The organism is Anabaena sp. CCY 9613 (assembly GCF_963920895.1).
Taxonomy (GTDB): Bacteria; Cyanobacteriota; Cyanobacteriia; order Cyanobacteriales; family Nostocaceae; genus Cyanocohniella.
In genome coordinates this window covers 20442-37636 of the sequence record NZ_CAWUDE010000021.1, presented here as the reverse complement: position 1 = coordinate 37636, position 17195 = coordinate 20442, and the positions used below count along the sequence as shown (strand labels likewise).

The window sequence follows — 17195 nt, the reverse complement described above, 5'->3', positions numbered from 1 at the left end:
GAGTCTCATAAATTAAGTAATATTTAGCACTTTCCTTAATATTGCTTGGTCTTCTACCTTAGCTTTCAAGCGCCCATTTTCTACATCACGAATCCAACTTTGGCTTTTACCTGTTAACTTGGCTAATTCCCTCTGGGAAAGTTTTAAGTTTTTTCGCGCTTGCAAAATTTCTTCGCCAGGTAATTCGCTTGTAGTTACGGCCTTTCTTCGGCTTTTGACAGTTCGCCTTTGCTTTTTTTGGGAGTCTGAGATTTGCTGTTCCCACTCCGCCGGTAATTCAAAAGACAAAATCCGCGCATTCATCAACAGATTCCATTTACCACGGGGGCCAGAATCCGTGAGGCGGGTATTACCACCACCGTCATTAATCCAAAATTCTAATGCTTCATCTGGATCTTCGGGAATACCCATTAACTTGGCCCACAAAGGTTGAATTTCCAAAGGGTAAGTTACTGGGTCAAACATCGGTTTGATGCCATGATGATTGAGAATTTCTAGGTCACTTTCAAAAGTTCGCAGCAAGCGTTTACGTTCTTCGCGTTGTCTAGATGCAACAGCAACTTTTTCTTCCCCATAAGCGATGCGGAGCAAAGTAGGAATGGTGATGCGTTGTTCTTTGCCCATTTTGGTTTTAAACAGTAACCATAGCATCATGCGGACTGCGCCTTCATGCTGCTGCCAAATACTCATAACTGTAGTTAACAGCGTTTTAGGTAGACTGCCATATTGATAGAATGCGGTTCGTTCTCTACATGCTTGTTTATTTAAGAAATACTGTGCCCAGATGCCGGCTTTGACTTTAAAAGTTAGTCCAATCAAATATTTGCATCCTAAATCGTCCTCTTGGAAGTGATGCTGAATATTGACTAAGTGCCATAGGCGGCTTTTTGTCACCGAAAATCCTGGGACTCGTCCCTGTTGGGGCCAGTCAATGGAAATGACCAATGAACAAGCCTGCTGGACGATGTTTTTCATTAAAGCCAACTTGGCATTTTTACTGAGATCTTTTCGTTTTTCTAAGCCTAAATATTTCTCAATTTGGCGTTCGTCAATGGTAAATTCTTCCTCCCAAGGTTGATCTAAAGATGTAGCGTAGGCAGCAAACATCAAATGAATACAAGTAGCGCGAATATCAAGGGACTCTATAGCAGCTAACTCGGTGACGCGATTTTGAGTTGGTACATCGCCATTGTTAACCGGGAATGGATCTTGGATGTGAAAGGCGATCGCACCTCTTCCTTGTTTGAGTTTACGGCCATAACACAAGTCACCTTCAGCATCAATTTCCCAATTGAGAGATGTCCTTTGCGCCAAGACATTGCAAGCTTCCCAGATGGCGATCGCTGAAGCAAACGGAGTATTTTTACCGTTGGCGAATAAATCGTGACTGGGAGCATCTCTCGGCTCAACTTTACATCTACCTTTTTTAGCTTGCCAAGGTATGGGCGAATTAGTGGGACAAGCCATTACACATTGCGGTTCGGGATAATAGCCTTCACAGTTATTACAAAGAGCAGGATCTATCCAGTATTCATCGTTTTCGATTTTGATTGCACCCGTCGGACATTGGGGGCGGCAGTTGTCACATCCAACGCAACTGTTGTTAGGAATTGTATAAGGCATACGGCTATCGGGCTTCTTCCCACTCTAATCGTTGAGATGTTTGGTTTAAGTCTCCCCTGGATGTTTTTTTATTTATCACTTGCCACCAAATTATCTTTCCAGCAAGAAAAATTTCTTCCTGCTGTCATAATTCCCCACATCCGTATTTAAAATACACATCCAATTGGAAGCTTGTTTAAGCTTTTGAGGCTGCTGTGGATTACTTCTTTATTAACTATACATTTCATAAATACGGGCATAAATTTGTTCATAATGAGCCTAGGTGGCTTTCTTAATACTTTAATCAAAAGTTAGCCGATAAACTGTTTTTTTTGACCAGAAAGACATACCCAAAGTGTTTTCAAAGAACATATATGTAAATTATTACTAGGATTCATTCTGTTTATTAATAATTTTAATATTTAACGCAGATTAATTTTCTGTTATTAAATATACAATTCGCTTTATCCATAAATCAATATTTAATCTAGGTTTTTGATTTAGAAAATATAAAAGAAATTGAATTACAAAAAAGTTCAATTTTATTATTTTATAAATAACAAAATTGTTATTGTTGAATGTAACAAATAAACATATAAAATGTATATATTGCTACAGTTTTTGACATATTTTAATTTGTACCAGCAGTCAAAATGAAAATTAATTTCATTGAACACAACAACAAAGTGTACTATTTAACTTTTTCCTGAATGATGTGACAAACATGCAGTTCTATAAAACCCAGTTTTTATTTGGGTTCTCAATTATCTATAAATTGCCAACTGTTGGTTTGTTAATAGCAAAAACTTTCATTTAAGAAATAAAAGTAGTAAAAATACGTCCAAAATATCGGAAAGTCATGAAATTTTAATCAACAAAAAATAATTGATTAATAGTTAAAAAAGACAATCATCTTGAGTTAGGATAATGATTAAAGTACAAACAATTTTGTAGGCGGAATTGCCGAGGGTTTATTCATGACACAACTAACAGGATTGACATTTGGAGGTAATACCTGGACACCTAAATTTGCCCAGGAAATTGACTTAGAAAAATGTATCGGCTGCGGCAGATGCTTTAAAATCTGTGGTCACAATGTATTGAGTTTGAAAGCACTCAACGAAGATGGAGAATTTGTAGAGGATGAAGATGATGATGAAATTGAACGTAAGGTGATGGTTATTGCCAACCCAGAAAACTGTATTGGTTGTGAAGCTTGTGCCCGGATTTGTTCCAAAAATTGCTACACCCATGCTGCATTAACTAATTAATGCATGGGTGAATTGCTTACAGCCTTGGTTGTTAAAAGGGGCACTATCAGCATAAAGCATGAATCTCTAAGCAAGGTATCTAGAGGGGAATATTAAATATTTACTGTAACTAGCAAAGAGTTCACAGTAAGCAGATTTGTAAATCATAAATTGTTAGTTATTGACAAATTTATACTTGCTGATAATCGAGCATGATCAATACTAAGTCTGATGGTGTCATCTGAGAACAACTAAATTTTTTGTAAGCACAAGGTTCTTCCGTCGTAGGAATTAAATATAGCGTGAAATTTTGGGGGGGAAAGATGTGAAATGATCTGGAAAATTCCCCCAATTTCTGTAAGTGTGAGATAGAACGTTAATAAGTGAAAAGAAAAAACGCTGCCCTGTGAATGTGTAAAAGCAAAAGTAGGGAGTGGTGAGTGGGGAGTAGGAAATAGGGAAATAGTTATCACATGAATCACTAATACCCAATACCTATTTTCCAATTCCAGAAAATCACACCTTTAATGATGGCTTATAGAGCAGGTAGCACCTATGCAAAAAGTTCCTGTTTCACTATGGACTCTGGTTGCTGGTATAGTAGTCACAGTAATCAGTATTTGGATCGGTCAAAATAATACTCTACTGCCAGAACAAGCATCGCAACAAGCACCCTTGGTAGACGCATTTTTCAATGTCATGTTTACCATTGCGATCGCACTATTTCTGATTGTCGAAGGAACGATTCTCATTTTTCTAGTTAAGTACCGTCGTCGTGCAGGTGATGACACCGATGGTACACCAGTAGAAGGCAATCTTCCCTTAGAAATTTTTTGGACAGCAATCCCCGCCGTTATTGTCGTTGGTTTGGGCATTTACAGTGTAGATGTGTACAACCAAATGGGCGGATTTGAGCCGGGAAGTCATCCTCATGCTATGGCCCATGTCAGTGGTAGTGCGATCGCTGCTACTCTCGATGACACCTCAACGTCTGCAACTACCGCCAACATTGGTATTGGTGCATCTCCCAAATCACAAGGTAAACAAGCAGACTTGATTGTTGATGTCCAAGGGATGCAGTACGCCTGGATATTTAACTATCCCCATAGTGGCATTACCACTGGAGAATTACACGTTCCCATTGGTGCTGATGTGCAACTGAATCTTTCAGCACAAGATGTCATTCACTCATTTTGGGTACCACAGTTCCGGTTGAAGCAAGATGCACTTCCCGGTATCGCTACCCAATTACGATTTGTCGCCACAAAAGTAGGTACATATCCTGTAGTTTGTGCAGAACTGTGTGGTGGTTATCACGGCTCTATGCGGACACAAGTCATAGTCCACACCCCAGAAGAATTTGATAACTGGCTAGCACAAAGCCAAATCGCTCAAGCGCAAGACCTCAATCAAGCCGTAGCAGTAAATCCGGCGGAACTATCAACATCAGAGTTTCTTGCACCCCACATTCATGACTTGGGTGTCAACACAACCACCCTCGCCCAGATTCAAAAGTAATCGTTAGTCATTGCTTGAGGACTCTCCAAACCTATTTCCTTAGTGTACTTTGCGTCCTTTGCGGTTAGTTATTCCCTTAATTAATGATGACAACTGACTAAGGACAAAAATAAATTGTCGCAAAATAGCTTATGACACAGGTAGAATTTCCCCGGAACACGCCACCCGAAGGAAATCCAGAAACAACAGTGGAAAACCATCCCCAGGCGTGGAAATGGACTGACTATTTCACATTTAATGTGGATCACAAGGTAATTGGGATTCAATACCTAGTGACAGCATTTGCGTTTTATCTCATCGGTGGACTGATGGCGGTGGCTATCCGCGCCGAACTAGCAACACCAGAGTCAGATTTACTCGACCCCAACTTGTATAACGCCTTCATGACCAATCACGGGACGATCATGATCTTCCTGTGGATTGTTCCCAGCGCCATTGGGGGCTTTGGTAACTATCTCATCCCCTTGATGGTTGGGGCCAGGGATATGGCCTTTCCCAAGCTGAATGCGATCGCCTTTTGGTTAAACCCCCCAGCCGGACTACTAATTTTAGCTAGTTTTATCTTTGGTGGTTCCCAATCTGGTTGGACAGCGTACCCACCATTAAGCTTGGTGACAGCACCCATCGCCCAGACACTCTGGATTCTGGCCATTGTTTTGGTAGGAACTTCCTCCATTTTGGGTTCGGTGAACTTTGTGATCACCATCCTGATGATGAAGGTTCCCAGCATGAAATGGGATCAACTACCCTTATTTTGCTGGGCAATATTAGCCACTTCAGTCCTCGCACTACTTTCTACACCCGTATTAGCTGCGGGTTTAGTGCTGTTGTTGTTTGACCTCAACTTTGGTACATCCTTCTTCAAACCAGATGCCGGCGGTAACGTTGTCATTTACCAACATCTATTCTGGTTTTATTCCCACCCGGCAGTATATCTAATGATTCTGCCCATCTTCGGCATCATGTCCGAAGTTGTCCCAGTTCATGCCCGTAAACCGATTTTTGGCTATAAAGCGATCGCCTATTCTAGCGTCGCTATTTGCGTAGTCGGTTTATTCGTTTGGGTTCACCACATGTTCACTAGTGGTACACCCGGTTGGATGCGGATATTCTTCACAATTTCCACCCTCATCGTCGCTGTACCCACTGGCGTGAAAATATTTGCCTGGGTTGCTACCCTCTGGGGTGGTAAGATTCGCTTCACCAGTGCCATGCTTTTCGCCATTGGCTTACTTTCCATGTTCGTTATGGGCGGCTTAAGCGGCGTGACAATGGGAACAGCCCCCTTTGATGTTCACGTCCACGACACATATTATGTAGTGGGACACTTCCACTACGTCCTCTTTGGTGGTTCCGTGTTTGGCATTTATGCCGGTATTTATCACTGGTTCCCCAAAATGACCGGACGTAAGTTGAATGAAACCTGGGGACGCATTCACTTTGCCCTCACCTTCGTCGGCACTAACTTAACCTTCCTACCCATGCACGAATTGGGTTTACAAGGAATGCCCCGCCGGGTTGCCATGTATGACCCCCAATTTGTTGACCTCAATCAACTTTGTACCATTGGTGCATTTGTCTTAGCCATATCAGTCATTCCTTTTACTCTCAACATTGTGCAGAGTTGGCGCAAAGGAGAATTGGCGGGTGATAATCCTTGGCAAGCCTTGAGCTTAGAATGGACAACTAGTTCACCACCCCTAATTGAAAACTGGGAAGAATTACCTGTTGTTACTCATGGTCCTTACGACTACGGCCATGTTGAAGTACAACCCGTTGGCACACCAGAAATTAGCGCCTAAGAATTAGTCGTAATTGCAAAAACCCTTTTTAATCCTCTTACCTTTGTGTACTTCGCGTCTTTGCGGTTTGTTTCTTTTGCCTTACTCAACAACAGGCGTTGCTGATTGAGAAAATGATTTGTTTCACGCAAAGGCGCAAAGGCGCAAAGGTGCAAAGCAAGGGGAGGTGATTTTGGCATTACACAGTACCTCATTCTGGTTGGACATTTAAAGGGTAAACAATATGACCGTAGCAACGACAAGTGAACATCACCAAGAACATCATCCAGATTTACGAATTTGGGGATTGTTGACTTTCCTCTGTTCTGAATCATTGATGTTTGGGGGCTTTTTTGCTACTTATTTGTTCTTTAGAGGCATTACAGAAGTTTGGCCACCAGAAGGAACAGAAGTAGAATTATTTTTGCCCGCGATTAACACCATTATTCTGGTATCTAGTAGCTTCGTCATTCATTTAGGTGATGTGGCGATTAAAAAGAATAATGTCATAGGAATGCGGTTTTGGTATCTTGTGACCGCACTTATGGGGGCGATTTTCTTAGTTGGTCAGGTTTATGAATACATGAATCTAGGCTATGGACTGACTACTAATGTTTTCTCCAACTGCTTTTATATCATGACAGCATTCCACGGTTTGCACGTATTTGTGGGACTGTTATTGATATTGGGTGTAGTGTGGCGATCGCGTCGTCCCGGACATTATTCTGCTACCAAACATACTGGCATCGAAATGGCAGAAATGTATTGGCACTTTGTGGACATTATTTGGATTGTTTTGTTCACTTTAGTGTACATTTTGACGTTGTTTTAGAGACTAGGAGCTAGGGGCTAGGGGCTAGGTAAAAATTTTCCCCATCCCTAATCTCTGGTTCCAAATCCTCAATTCCCAAAGGAGATGACTATGCAACTTGACGCGAATAAATTCTCATGGTTTCAAGTTCCAGAAGATGTCAAAAAGTTATTGATACTGGCAGCACAAAACTGGGAAAATACTACGGAATCTGAAAAATACATTCATCAAGCTTTAGCTAAGACTGGGGATAATACAGAGGTATTGGTATCAGCATATAGATTTTTTTATTATAAAAATAATTATTCACTAGCGCTACAAACAGCAACCAAAGTTTTAGATAAAATTAAAGAAGCAGAAAAATTCCCAAATAATTGGGAAGAACTTCAGCCCATATTAGTGAAACGCCAAGAGGAACCACAAATCAGATTGTATTTGAACGCTTATGCGGCTTCTGGTTTGGTATTAGCAAAATTAGGGGAAATTGAGCAGGCAAAGGAAATCAGTAATAGAGTCAAGCAAATTGACGAAAAAAATGATTTTGGAGCCGGAATCCTACTAGACATTTTGACCCGTCCCGCAGAAGAAGACGATTAATTACTCAACCATCAACCATCAACTGCCATGAATAATTTTTTCATCTATCAACCTGTATCTTTATCTGACAATCCCAATCCCAACCCGCTTCCTTCTACTATTTCCATACCAGTTTTTCCCAGTCTTCCCGATAGTCCCAACAACTATCCACCTCCTTTAATAGTCTTGCCTCAATCTTCCCAATTGACATTTTAATCATGTTCCAAGGTAAGGATTGGCTAGTAACTGGAGATGGTCAGTATCAAGTTTGTAAATCTGTACGAGCCTGGGATTTATTGAGGGAAAATTACCGTCTCTATCGGTTTTTAGCGGAGCTAGAAGATGTTCTCAATCAAGTGGATGATGAATCTAGTCGTCTGCCAGAAATCCGAATGCTGGTCAGACGTTTGATTGTCAATTCTTATTGGGTACAAAGTCAACATTTAGAGCCTGATACCAAAACGGGAAACTCTGTTTTACTCCTATACGATGAATTGGGTTTTCCCTTGACAGTGCAAACGGTAACATTTGCACCGGGAACACGTTCAAACATTCATAATCATGGAACCTGGGGAGTAGTTGCTGTATTAAAAGGTCAAGAAAAAAATACCTTTTGGCGGCGTACCCCCAGTCCAGATTTTGCCGACAAAATTGAACCAACGGGAGAAATAACTTTATCTCCTGGAGATATTGTCAGCTTCACACCCGATGCCATTCACAGTGTGCAAGCAGTGAGTGAGGAACCTACTGTAACTTTTAATCTTTACGGGGAAACTGATCCAAAAGAGAGATTTGAGTTCAATTTAGTGACTCATCAAGCAAAGAATTTTTGATGAGGGGGTGACTAACTAACTTCTAGTCCCTTTCCCATCCGTTATTTATTTACATCGGGAGCATACAATGGCTAGAGTGATTTTCTACAGCAAACCAGGTTGTAAGGGTGGTATCAAGCAAAAAGTCTTGCTAACCGCTGCTGGTCATGAAGTGGTGGCATATGACATTCTCTCGGAACCTTGGACAGTTGAGCGCTTGCGATCTTTTTTTGGCGATCGCCCGGTAAGCGAATGGTTTAATCCTTCTGCTCCCAAGGTAAAATCTGGTGAGGTAGTCCCGGAAAAATTAGACGCACAAACAGCATTAGGGTTGATGTTGCAAGACCCTCTGTTAATTCGTCGTCCTTTGCTAGAAGTAGACAATCGCCGTGAAGTAGGTTTTGATGTCGAAAAACTTGATGCTTGGATTGGCTTAAAACCCGTGGATGAGTCTTTAAAACAAGTGAGCGAAAGCCTCATGAGCCAGAATTTACAAGGCTGCTCTCATGGTCATGGTCACGGTCATGAGCATCACCATTAATACAGCACTTTGCAAGTAAATGAAGTACACACATTAATGTTATAAATCTTGTGGGGTGGGCATCCTGCCCGCCCTTGTGTACCTCACGAAGAAAGAGGAGAACAGTTTTTTGCACACTCCACAGTAGAGCATTTACAACAAATTATACTGACTGGACAAGAGCCAGATTACTTCACTGAATTTCCTGTGTATAACTATGGAGCATGAAATGTGGGCGAAGGTTATTTATACTCTGTTTTTTTAAAAAAAATTAGATCGTTCCGCTCCGCTACACTCTAAAAGTAAAAAAGAACAAGCGTAGAGGGAAAAAGGACTAAAGCATAAAGTGCTACCGAAGAATCCTCCCGGCGGCACACACAACACGAAAACCAATAAATTCGTGGAAGGTGGCGCGCCCCGCCCCATTGAACCTGAAGCGGGACGCGGAACGGCAGCCTTCAGTAAAGTCGAGCCAGGAACCGCCCCGCACAACGGCAGTCCCCTGTTTTTGATAAAGGTTATCATTATTATCAAACCCCGCGCTACCATCTGTTGGCGCTCCTTCATAGCTGCCATGCCAATCATCAAGACACCATTCCCAAACGTTCCCGTGCATATCGTATAAGCCAAAGCCATTGGGTGGAAAACTGCCTACTTCTGTTGTTTTTTGACGATATTCGCCCTTTGGTTCAGAAGCGTAAGTGTAACTGCCATTGTAATGGGCTAACTCAGTTGTGATCGTCTCGCCAAAATGAAACGGTGTCGTTGTACCAGCACGACAGGCATATTCCCACTCTGCTTCACTAGCTAGGCGATATTCCTTATTTGTATGTTTTGAAAGGCGGGAGCAAAACTCCACGGCATCATGCCAAGACACTTGGTCTACTGGTAGTCCATCTCCTTTAAACCTAGATGGATCTACTTCTAGATCACGGTTAACTTTGGGTAGTGCTGCTACTCTTCTCCATTGTGCTTGGGTGACTGGATATTTACCCATGAAAAAAGCTGGTACATTTACATCGTGCTGCGGACTTTCACTTGAACTTCGACCTTTTTCCCCTGGTGGTGAACCCATCTGAAAAGAACCACCAGGAATAGAAACCATTTCTAGAGTTATATCATTACCTAAGTCCTCTTTAAAGAACTTAGCTTGCTTGTTAGAATCTCGTTGAGTTACCTGTCCCTTATCATCTACTGTTACCGTTTCAAACTCAACAGTCCACAGGGGTAATTCCAATACTTTAGACGCGCCTTCAATCGGGGGAATATATTTAGGTTCAGCTACAGAGATAGGTGTTGGTGATTTCAAAATTTCACGACCTACTACTGCTATCGCCAAACTTCCACTTCCCCAGCCAACCCACTGCAAAAACCGTCTGCGGTTGATTGGGGTTGGTGTGGTAATAGTTGTAAATAGTTGTCGCCATTTTTCTAATTGCTGTTGTTGTTTCTGTCTCTGTGCTTCTCTTTTTCGGCACTTTTCGGCTTCCTGCTGCTGGCGTAATCTCTCTTTTTCCCGTTGCTGCCTAATTCTCTCTTGTTCTTGCTGTTGACGGTATTCTGCTTCCTTCGGGGCAATAATTAGCTGTTCAAGCGATACTTCTTTATCAGTCAGCTGTAAAGATTTTTGTAAATTTCTTAACTGCCTACAACTAGCTTTACTTAGAGGAAATTCTTGCTCGACTGCTTGAGAGAAAGCTTGCTGATAACGAGATAAATTCTGCCGATGTTCTTCTTGCTGTTGCTGTCTGCGATTCTCTGCATCTTGTTGCTGTTTGATTCTCTCTTCTTCTTGCCTTTGAGCCGACATTTCAGCACTTACCGATCTACCTCCGCTTGATAAAGTTACAGATTCAACAGTTTTGATTGACGGTTCAAAATTCCCTCGCTTACGGGCAATCCTTTCAATCGCATCAATTGCGTCATCATCACTACGAGATACAGCTAAAACTCTCACCCATAATTGTTTTGCTAATAATAAATCACCTCTATTTTCAGCTTGAGAGGCTTGATATTTTAATGGCTCTACATCTCTAAGTGTGGCAGTTTGCTCTAATAAAATAAAATACATTTTATAAGGCGGATCTGCTTGCCAGTAAGGATTTTGTGTTTTCTTTCCATAGCGAGTATTCAGACGAGGAACTTGATAACTTAAATTTTGTGCTAAACGCTCGACTGTAGCACAATTAGCCTCGCCCTGTAGTTGCAATGCTGCTAATAGCGAATGGCTAAATGAGCCGTGTTGTAATTCATCAATTTCCCAAGATTTTTGGTTAGCTATACAAGAATAAAAAGTGATGACTCCCTGATGTCTTTGCTCACCAAATCCTAATCCAGAACGACTACTTTCATCACGGCAAGCATCTAAAAACAATACTACATTACCAGCACCACTACGCTGCAATCTTTGAGTTACATCATCAACAGAAATAGCAGTACGTTCTATATCTCCTGGGTCGCTATCCGAGAACATTAAATAATCTTTATCTTTATATCGATTGCCATGTCCTGCAAAGAAAAACCATAAATTATCTTCTGGCTTTAATAAAGCATTCTTAACCTCAAACTGTGCGCGTAAAAATCGCCACACATGACCAAAAGTAGGTTGAGTTAGTATTGGTGGATTAGTAGGAATTGGGGGAGAATCATCAGTAAATAGGAAAACCTGATCAAACCGTGCTTCCTGGGTAAACCAATCGCCCATAGCTTCGGCATCTAGTTTGGCATACTTGAGATGCTGAAGATTATTGTACTGATTAATGCCGATAGCGATCGCCCAATTCTTACCCATATTCAAGTACCGATTATTTCCGCTTGAATTTAAAAGTCATCGCTCCTTTTCCGCCGGCTTTACCACCACCAATCCCAAACAGACTAATTTGTCCTTCGCCATTAATTTCTACTGAAAGCTCAACCTCATCCAACTGCATTTTTGAATTAGGTTCTTCCGCTTCATCAAGCATTTCTCGCATTGCTTGCAGAAATCCCTTCATTTCTTGCTTGATTTTACTTACCTCTACTTTGCGTTTAGTAATGACTAGTTCGCCTTTTTTTTGGCTGAAAATAATTTCTTCTTTGGTTTCAAATCCGCCGAGTAGTCCCCCTGTATCACGGCTGCTTCTGGCTCCACTACTTCTGGTTACACTATCTGTGACTGTTTCAGTAGTTGTACTTGAGCTTTCAGCCACTTCTTCGGTAATAATCCAGATGGCATTTGGGGTAGAATCTGCTGACATAAATTTAATTATTTAAATTGTTCTTGATTTAACTAGCTTTTACTAAAGCTGTGGGCGAATCAAATTCACTGCTACACAGACTAAGTACCCGTCCACAGACTAACCAAAAATTAAAGTTTTTTAACCCACAGAGGTGGACTTCCCGGAGGGAAGACGCTGTGCGTCATGCTTGTATAGCCGCGATTTTTAATCGCTAGGGCTGATTTTTTGGGTAAATTCTAACCACAATACTATTATTCAGTATTAACACGTAAACTGGCAATAAGCAGAGCAAATTAGTCAATACCAAAGCAGCAAAATCTTCCACACCTAAACTTTTATTTAATTCCAGACGCAGAACACCTAGGACAAAACACGTCCCCATTGGCCATGTCATGAAAAACTTTGCAAAAGTACCCAGATAGTCCCTGCTGCTATTAACGGCACACTCAGGTTATCAGTACCGTAAGTGAGACATCCCCCTGTTTAAGGCTACGGTGTACACACAAGTCTTATCAAGTAGTTGCCTAACAGCGTTTCGATCCCCCCTAACCCCCCTAAAAAAAAGGGGGGAAAATAATCAAAGTCCCCCTTTTTCTACGCCGAAGGCTCATCCCCGAAGGGGTTTAGGGGGATTTAGGGGGATCAACCCCAATTTTGCACCCAGCACAGAGATGTGTGTACACCGTATCCTTGCAGCGGAGAGGAATGGAAGCGGGTTTTTAAAATCCGTCGAACTCACGTTTATTTGGTAGTCCCAGAAACCCAGTAGTTTTGAGATTTATCAGAAATAAACCGTGATTTTTGGTTGGTAGTGCTGGGTAAACCACGACCAGAATCGCCAGCATTGACAGCTTGCCACCAAGGAGATTTCATATTACTTGTGGGACGGATTAAAGGCTGTTGCTTGGTTGCCATATATAGCAGGGATTCTAAAACCATACTATTGGTGCTACTACTAAAACCAAGGGCAGTTTTACCAGTTTTTTCATAAAAGCCCTCGTAAAAACCCAGTAGAGGACGATATAAGTCTGTTGTGGCTTTGAATAATTCTTGGGCGTAATTATCGCCGGGAAGCATGGCATGATAGGCAAATGCTACTGCCGTACTGACTAATCGCCCTTCTGCAAAAGGTTTACTGTCGTCACCTAACGCTAACCAAGGTTGATTTTGACTAGTAATTGTACTGTGGACGGTGTATGGTTGCTGTTCGATTAAAGTTGTCCCCGCAGCCGTGAGAGTTTTGGTGTGACGATAACGTTCAGCTTGCGCTTGAAAGATGTTGGTAAATAGCGATCGCATCTGCGGATCAAGACCAAATTCTAAGCCATACAACAAGAAGGGATTGCTGACTGTATATTGACTCGTCTGGGAATTGCTATCTGTTCTCACACGTTGAATTGGTACTGCTACCCCTTCGACTTTGGCGGTTTGATATTCGCCACCTACAGCAGAACGATTGGCATCAAACCCCCATAACTGAAAAGCGCGTGAAGCGTATTCTTCATAGCCTAAGCGGGTTTCAGGCTTTACGCGGGGAAGCGATCGCCCGTGTTTATCTTTGACTATAGTTGCACTGGCAAGAGTACCATGATTCACCACCCGCAAATATGACCAATCCAGGACAATTTGATCAACAGCTGTGGTGTACTCTGGGTGACAGGTTTTTAAGTTATGCAGTGTAGCTAAGATTCTGCCTACATCCAAAGCCGACCAGCCAGTACCTTCCGATGTGGGATTACCACCATAATCGATAGCTTGTAGGGTGCGTGTATCGTAACCCCGATGCGGTAATTCTCCCATAAATAAAGGCATCTGGGTTAAAGCCCCCAAAAGTTGCCGGGTGCGCTGGTCAAATTCCTTCGCAGAAATGACATCAAGTGTGCGTGCTGCGTGTAAAGCTGCAAGATAATTACCTAATCCCCAGACAGTTGCACCTTTAACATCCTTGCGATCGCTTACCAATCCAGTTGTCGATTGATAATTGGCAATAAAATATGCCCAAGCTGCTTCAGCATAACGCCGTTGCACACCTGTTAGGGGTTGAGTGAGTGCGGGACAAGATGACGGTTGGGGATTACCTACAGGGGGGATGGGTGCAACGGTTACTACTACAGGACTTGCAGGTGGTGTAACTGGGGTGGTTGTCGGAGGAGTCGCTGGAGTCGCAACCGATGGAGATGAATTAAAGTTAGCAAAAGAGACATTATTTCCCCCAATTAAAGGGCGATTTCCTCTAGCTTTATAGTACAAAATCTCCATAATTAGCCCATTGGTGTTACCTGTGAGGGCTTTATTTGGTTGTTGATTTTCCTCATAGATTCCCGCATAAAAACCACCGCCATCAGGACTACGTAAATCCTTGGCTGCATCAAATAGTTTTTGGGCATAAGCATTATTAGGAAAAAGATAACGCCAGCCAAATGCTGCTTTAGAGCTAAAAGTTCTAAACTGTGGATAAAGCTTATTTTCTTCGGTAATGGTTGCCCAAGGGACACCGTTAGAATAAACAGTATTGTAGAGAAAATAAGGGGCTTGATCGATGTTGTCTTCAGAAACAGCAGTTAATTGTCCAGTGGCTTCAAAACGGCGTTTTTGGACTTCTAAAACTCTGGTAGCAAAATCTTGTAAATATCCTACTAAACCAAATTCAATACCATCTAAAATATAAGATTCACTAACTACATAATTGTTAGCATTGGTACTTTGAAAATCACGAGTATCAACGGGAATTTGGACACCGTTAATATCAACAAATTTAAATGGTTCTAAAGCTACTGCTTTTGGTGCTTTAAATCCCCAAAGTTCATATCCCCTGACAGCGTATTCTTCATAACCTAGTCGTCCTTCTTGGACTAAGAGGGTATTTTTATCGGGGAGAACCATAGCACCAAAAATTTGATTATCTTTAAGCGATCGCCCGACTTGCCATTTAGTGACAATACCCTGAAGCCACTCATTATATTGTGGGTGACAGGTACGAATGACGTGAAATGCGGCTAGTATGCGTCCAATATCTAGCGCCGACCAGCCGATGCCTTTTTCTACTAGGTTATTGCCATAATCAACCATTTCACCTGTGGCGGTGTTGTAAACTTTATTGGGTAAGGCGTCCTCAAATAGTTTGAGGTTGTTGAGGCTGGTGAGAAATTTATTTAGGCGGGAGTCGAAGTCTGGTTGGTCAATTAAATTTAACCAGCGTGCGGCGTTTAAGGCCATGAGATAATTGCCCATGTCCCAAAGTGTACCTGAGGGATAGCCGCCTGTGGAATTGGTAAATCCGGTGGTGGGTTGGTAGTTGTTGACAAAATATTGCCAGGCGGCGCGGGCGTAGGTTTGTTCGTCTGGGGTAAGAGGGTCGGTGATGTTGCTACAAGTGTTGGTGTTGGGGGTTTGGGCTAGGGTTGTTGGGGGGATGTAAAGTAGGAGTTGGAGGAATGTTCCGCAGAGGAATAAGGCGGTGAGTTGGAAGAGTTTTTTGGGAATGTTTTTTTGCATGGTTTGAGGGTTGAGGATTTTTTTCGCGCAAAGGCGCAAAGGCGCAGAGAGTATGAGAGGATCTCTGGTAAGCCTCTATGCTTGGCGTTCTTTGCGTCTTGGCGGTTCGTTAAAAGAAAATTTATAAGCCTGCCCAAACTGTGAGGGGTTTTCCTACTTGTTTGTAGAGTAGGCTGGTGAGAATGACGCCGTTGTTGTTGGCGGTGAGGCTTTTGTTGGGTTGGCGGAGAGATTCGTAGTATCCGTTGTACCAACCGTGATCGGATTGCAGATTTGTTTGGACGAAGTTGGATAGTTTACGGGTGTAGTCGGTGTTATAAAGTACGTGCCAGCCGATGGCTGCTTTGGTACTGACAAATCGTAAATTTTGATGTTGTTCGCGGGTATCTGTGATGGCTACCCAAGGTTCGCCGTTGACAAATAAGCTGTTGTAAACGAAGTAGGGCGCACGGTCTAGGTTGTCTTCGGTGACGGCTGTTAATTGTTTGGTGGCACGATAACGGGCTTCTTGGGCGGCTAATATGCGATCTGCGAAGACTTTTGGTAAGGATTGAAATCCGGTTTCGATGCCATCTAATATGAAGGGTTCGCTGAGGACGTAGTTGTTTGCGCCTGATGTTTTATGGTCGCGTTTATCGTAGGGTATGCCTTGGCCGTAAAGATTAGCATAGGCGGTGTTGGTTTGATATTCTAAGGCTTCATTCACATTTAAGCCCCAGAGTTTAAGACCGTAGGCGGCATAGTTTCCATAACCTAAGCGTCCTTCTTGGTTATATTGTTCTCTGCCTTTGACGACGCTGGTACCATACATTTCACCTCTTCTAGTCAGGCGTTTGACTTGCCAATGTTGCCAAACTGCTTCGGTCTGCGATCGCAAGTTAGGATATTTTGTACCAACAATTTTTAGCCACAGTGCCATTCTCCCTAAATCGATGGCTGACCAACCAATTTCTTCGCGTTTCTCTAGTTCACCATAGTTGACGGGGACGAGGGTTTTGGCGTTATAGACTTTGTTGGGAAGTTCTTTTTTGTATAAAGGCATAGTTGCTAAGGTCTGCAACATTGTCGCCATTTTTTCGTTAAATTCTGACTCAGATACAATATTCAGTTCCTTGGCGCTGACTAAAGCCGCGATCGCAGCTGCTTGATCCCACATGGTGACGGAGGTAAAGCCATCAACTGAGTTCACCAAACCTGTTTCATCGTTCCAGTTACGTTGAAAATATGCCCAAGCTTGACGGGCGATCGCTATTTCGCCTGGGGTTAATTCTCCGACGTTGGGCGCGACATAGGGGATGAAGGAGACTGTCACTTGGTTGGGACTAATGGGGTCGCCTGGTAAAACTAAAGATTCTGCATCTAGTCTGGCCACTTCTTCTGGGTCAGCTTCTGGTTCTTTCACCGGGGAAGGTTGAGTGATAGATATGTCTGGTGTCTCTACAGAAGAAGTTTGAGTGCGATTTAGATATGTAGACCAGAAGTTGAGTCCAGCAATGGCGATGGCCGCTGTAACTACTCCGCCTACTGAAGCTAGGATTGATAGGTTTTTTGGTGGTGGTTCAAAGTCAGATGTCATTTTTGTTTAAGTCCTTGCTGTGTTAGTTAATATACG

Annotated in this window: 13 protein-coding genes; 8 read left to right on the top strand and 5 right to left on the bottom strand. The window is 42.5% G+C overall.

What is annotated here, in order from left to right; all coding sequences use genetic code 11:
• Nucleotides 1–12: 12 nt before the first annotated feature.
• The gene (locus ACM0OT_RS20560; protein WP_414566256.1) at nucleotides 13–1623 is read right to left on the bottom strand and encodes a helix-turn-helix domain-containing protein; all 1611 of its coding nucleotides are present in this window, start codon (nucleotides 1621–1623) and stop codon (nucleotides 13–15) included.
• Between the two features lie 956 nt (nucleotides 1624–2579).
• On the opposite strand from ACM0OT_RS20560, the gene fdxB reads away from it, so the two are divergent.
• The 8 genes from fdxB (at nucleotide 2580) to ACM0OT_RS20520 (ending at nucleotide 8891) form a co-directional block, all read left to right on the top strand.
• Nucleotides 2580–2873: a ferredoxin III, nif-specific gene (gene fdxB / locus ACM0OT_RS20555; RefSeq protein WP_414566255.1), complete on the top strand. Its 294-nt coding sequence runs from the start codon at nucleotides 2580–2582 to the stop codon at nucleotides 2871–2873.
• A gap of 534 nt (nucleotides 2874–3407) precedes the next feature.
• On the top strand, nucleotides 3408–4370 hold the full coding sequence (locus ACM0OT_RS20550; protein ID WP_414543721.1) for a cytochrome c oxidase subunit II: 963 nt from the start codon (nucleotides 3408–3410) through the stop codon (nucleotides 4368–4370).
• Between the two features lie 131 nt (nucleotides 4371–4501).
• Nucleotides 4502–6172 carry a cytochrome c oxidase subunit I gene (gene ctaD / locus ACM0OT_RS20545; protein ID WP_414566254.1) on the top strand — a complete coding sequence of 557 codons (1671 nt, stop codon included), beginning with the start codon at nucleotides 4502–4504 and terminating at the stop codon, nucleotides 6170–6172.
• Nucleotides 6173–6395: 223 nt separating this feature from the next.
• On the top strand, nucleotides 6396–6983 hold the full coding sequence (locus ACM0OT_RS20540) for a cytochrome c oxidase subunit 3 (RefSeq protein ID WP_414566253.1): 588 nt from the start codon (nucleotides 6396–6398) through the stop codon (nucleotides 6981–6983).
• A 90-nt stretch (nucleotides 6984–7073) separates the two neighbouring features.
• Nucleotides 7074–7559 (top strand): hypothetical protein, encoded by a 486-nt coding sequence (locus ACM0OT_RS20535; RefSeq protein ID WP_414566252.1) that lies wholly within the window; start codon nucleotides 7074–7076, stop codon nucleotides 7557–7559.
• A 27-nt stretch (nucleotides 7560–7586) separates the two neighbouring features.
• Entirely contained in the window at nucleotides 7587–7754 is a 168-nt protein-coding gene (locus tag ACM0OT_RS20530; RefSeq protein ID WP_414566251.1) for a hypothetical protein, read from the top strand.
• A gap of 2 nt (nucleotides 7755–7756) precedes the next feature.
• Nucleotides 7757–8371 carry a cupin gene (locus tag ACM0OT_RS20525; protein WP_414566250.1) on the top strand — a complete coding sequence of 205 codons (615 nt, stop codon included), beginning with the start codon at nucleotides 7757–7759 and terminating at the stop codon, nucleotides 8369–8371.
• 67 nt (nucleotides 8372–8438) lie between these two features.
• The gene (locus ACM0OT_RS20520) at nucleotides 8439–8891 is read left to right on the top strand and encodes an ArsC/Spx/MgsR family protein (protein WP_414566249.1); all 453 of its coding nucleotides are present in this window, start codon (nucleotides 8439–8441) and stop codon (nucleotides 8889–8891) included.
• Between the two features lie 328 nt (nucleotides 8892–9219).
• Here the strand turns inward: ACM0OT_RS20520 and ACM0OT_RS20515 are convergent, their stop codons facing one another.
• The 4 genes from ACM0OT_RS20515 to ACM0OT_RS20500 all read right to left on the bottom strand — a co-directional run bounded on the left by ACM0OT_RS20515 (nucleotide 9220) and on the right by ACM0OT_RS20500 (nucleotide 17159).
• Nucleotides 9220–11661: an SUMF1/EgtB/PvdO family nonheme iron enzyme gene (locus ACM0OT_RS20515; protein WP_414566248.1), complete on the bottom strand. Its 2442-nt coding sequence runs from the start codon at nucleotides 11659–11661 to the stop codon at nucleotides 9220–9222.
• Between the two features lie 13 nt (nucleotides 11662–11674).
• On the bottom strand, nucleotides 11675–12106 hold the full coding sequence (locus ACM0OT_RS20510; protein WP_414543712.1) for a hypothetical protein: 432 nt from the start codon (nucleotides 12104–12106) through the stop codon (nucleotides 11675–11677).
• 723 nt (nucleotides 12107–12829) lie between these two features.
• Nucleotides 12830–15583 carry a DUF3131 domain-containing protein gene (locus ACM0OT_RS20505; protein ID WP_414566247.1) on the bottom strand — a complete coding sequence of 918 codons (2754 nt, stop codon included), beginning with the start codon at nucleotides 15581–15583 and terminating at the stop codon, nucleotides 12830–12832.
• 121 nt (nucleotides 15584–15704) lie between these two features.
• A complete protein-coding gene (locus ACM0OT_RS20500; RefSeq protein WP_414566246.1) occupies nucleotides 15705–17159 on the bottom strand; it encodes a DUF3131 domain-containing protein in 1455 nt (484 codons plus the stop codon).
• Nucleotides 17160–17195 lie beyond the last annotated feature (36 nt).

Bases quoted from the DNA above. Each gene is read 5' to 3' on its own strand.
- ACM0OT_RS20540 (WP_414566253.1), top strand. From the start codon at position 6,396: ATGACCGTAGCAACGACAAGTGAACATCACCAAGAACATCATCCAGAT.
- ACM0OT_RS20515 (WP_414566248.1), bottom strand. From the start codon at position 11,661: ATGGGTAAGAATTGGGCGATCGCTATCGGCATTAATCAGTACAATAAT.
- ACM0OT_RS20530 (WP_414566251.1), top strand. From the start codon at position 7,587: ATGAATAATTTTTTCATCTATCAACCTGTATCTTTATCTGACAATCCC.
- ACM0OT_RS20520 (WP_414566249.1), top strand. From the start codon at position 8,439: ATGGCTAGAGTGATTTTCTACAGCAAACCAGGTTGTAAGGGTGGTATC.
- ACM0OT_RS20510 (WP_414543712.1), bottom strand. From the start codon at position 12,106: ATGTCAGCAGATTCTACCCCAAATGCCATCTGGATTATTACCGAAGAA.
- ACM0OT_RS20550 (WP_414543721.1), top strand. From the start codon at position 3,408: ATGCAAAAAGTTCCTGTTTCACTATGGACTCTGGTTGCTGGTATAGTA.
- ACM0OT_RS20505 (WP_414566247.1), bottom strand. From the start codon at position 15,583: ATGCAAAAAAACATTCCCAAAAAACTCTTCCAACTCACCGCCTTATTC.
- ACM0OT_RS20525 (WP_414566250.1), top strand. From the start codon at position 7,757: ATGTTCCAAGGTAAGGATTGGCTAGTAACTGGAGATGGTCAGTATCAA.
- fdxB (WP_414566255.1), top strand. From the start codon at position 2,580: ATGACACAACTAACAGGATTGACATTTGGAGGTAATACCTGGACACCT.
- ACM0OT_RS20535 (WP_414566252.1), top strand. From the start codon at position 7,074: ATGCAACTTGACGCGAATAAATTCTCATGGTTTCAAGTTCCAGAAGAT.
- ACM0OT_RS20560 (WP_414566256.1), bottom strand. From the start codon at position 1,623: ATGCCTTATACAATTCCTAACAACAGTTGCGTTGGATGTGACAACTGC.
- ACM0OT_RS20500 (WP_414566246.1), bottom strand. From the start codon at position 17,159: ATGACATCTGACTTTGAACCACCACCAAAAAACCTATCAATCCTAGCT.
- ctaD (WP_414566254.1), top strand. From the start codon at position 4,502: ATGACACAGGTAGAATTTCCCCGGAACACGCCACCCGAAGGAAATCCA.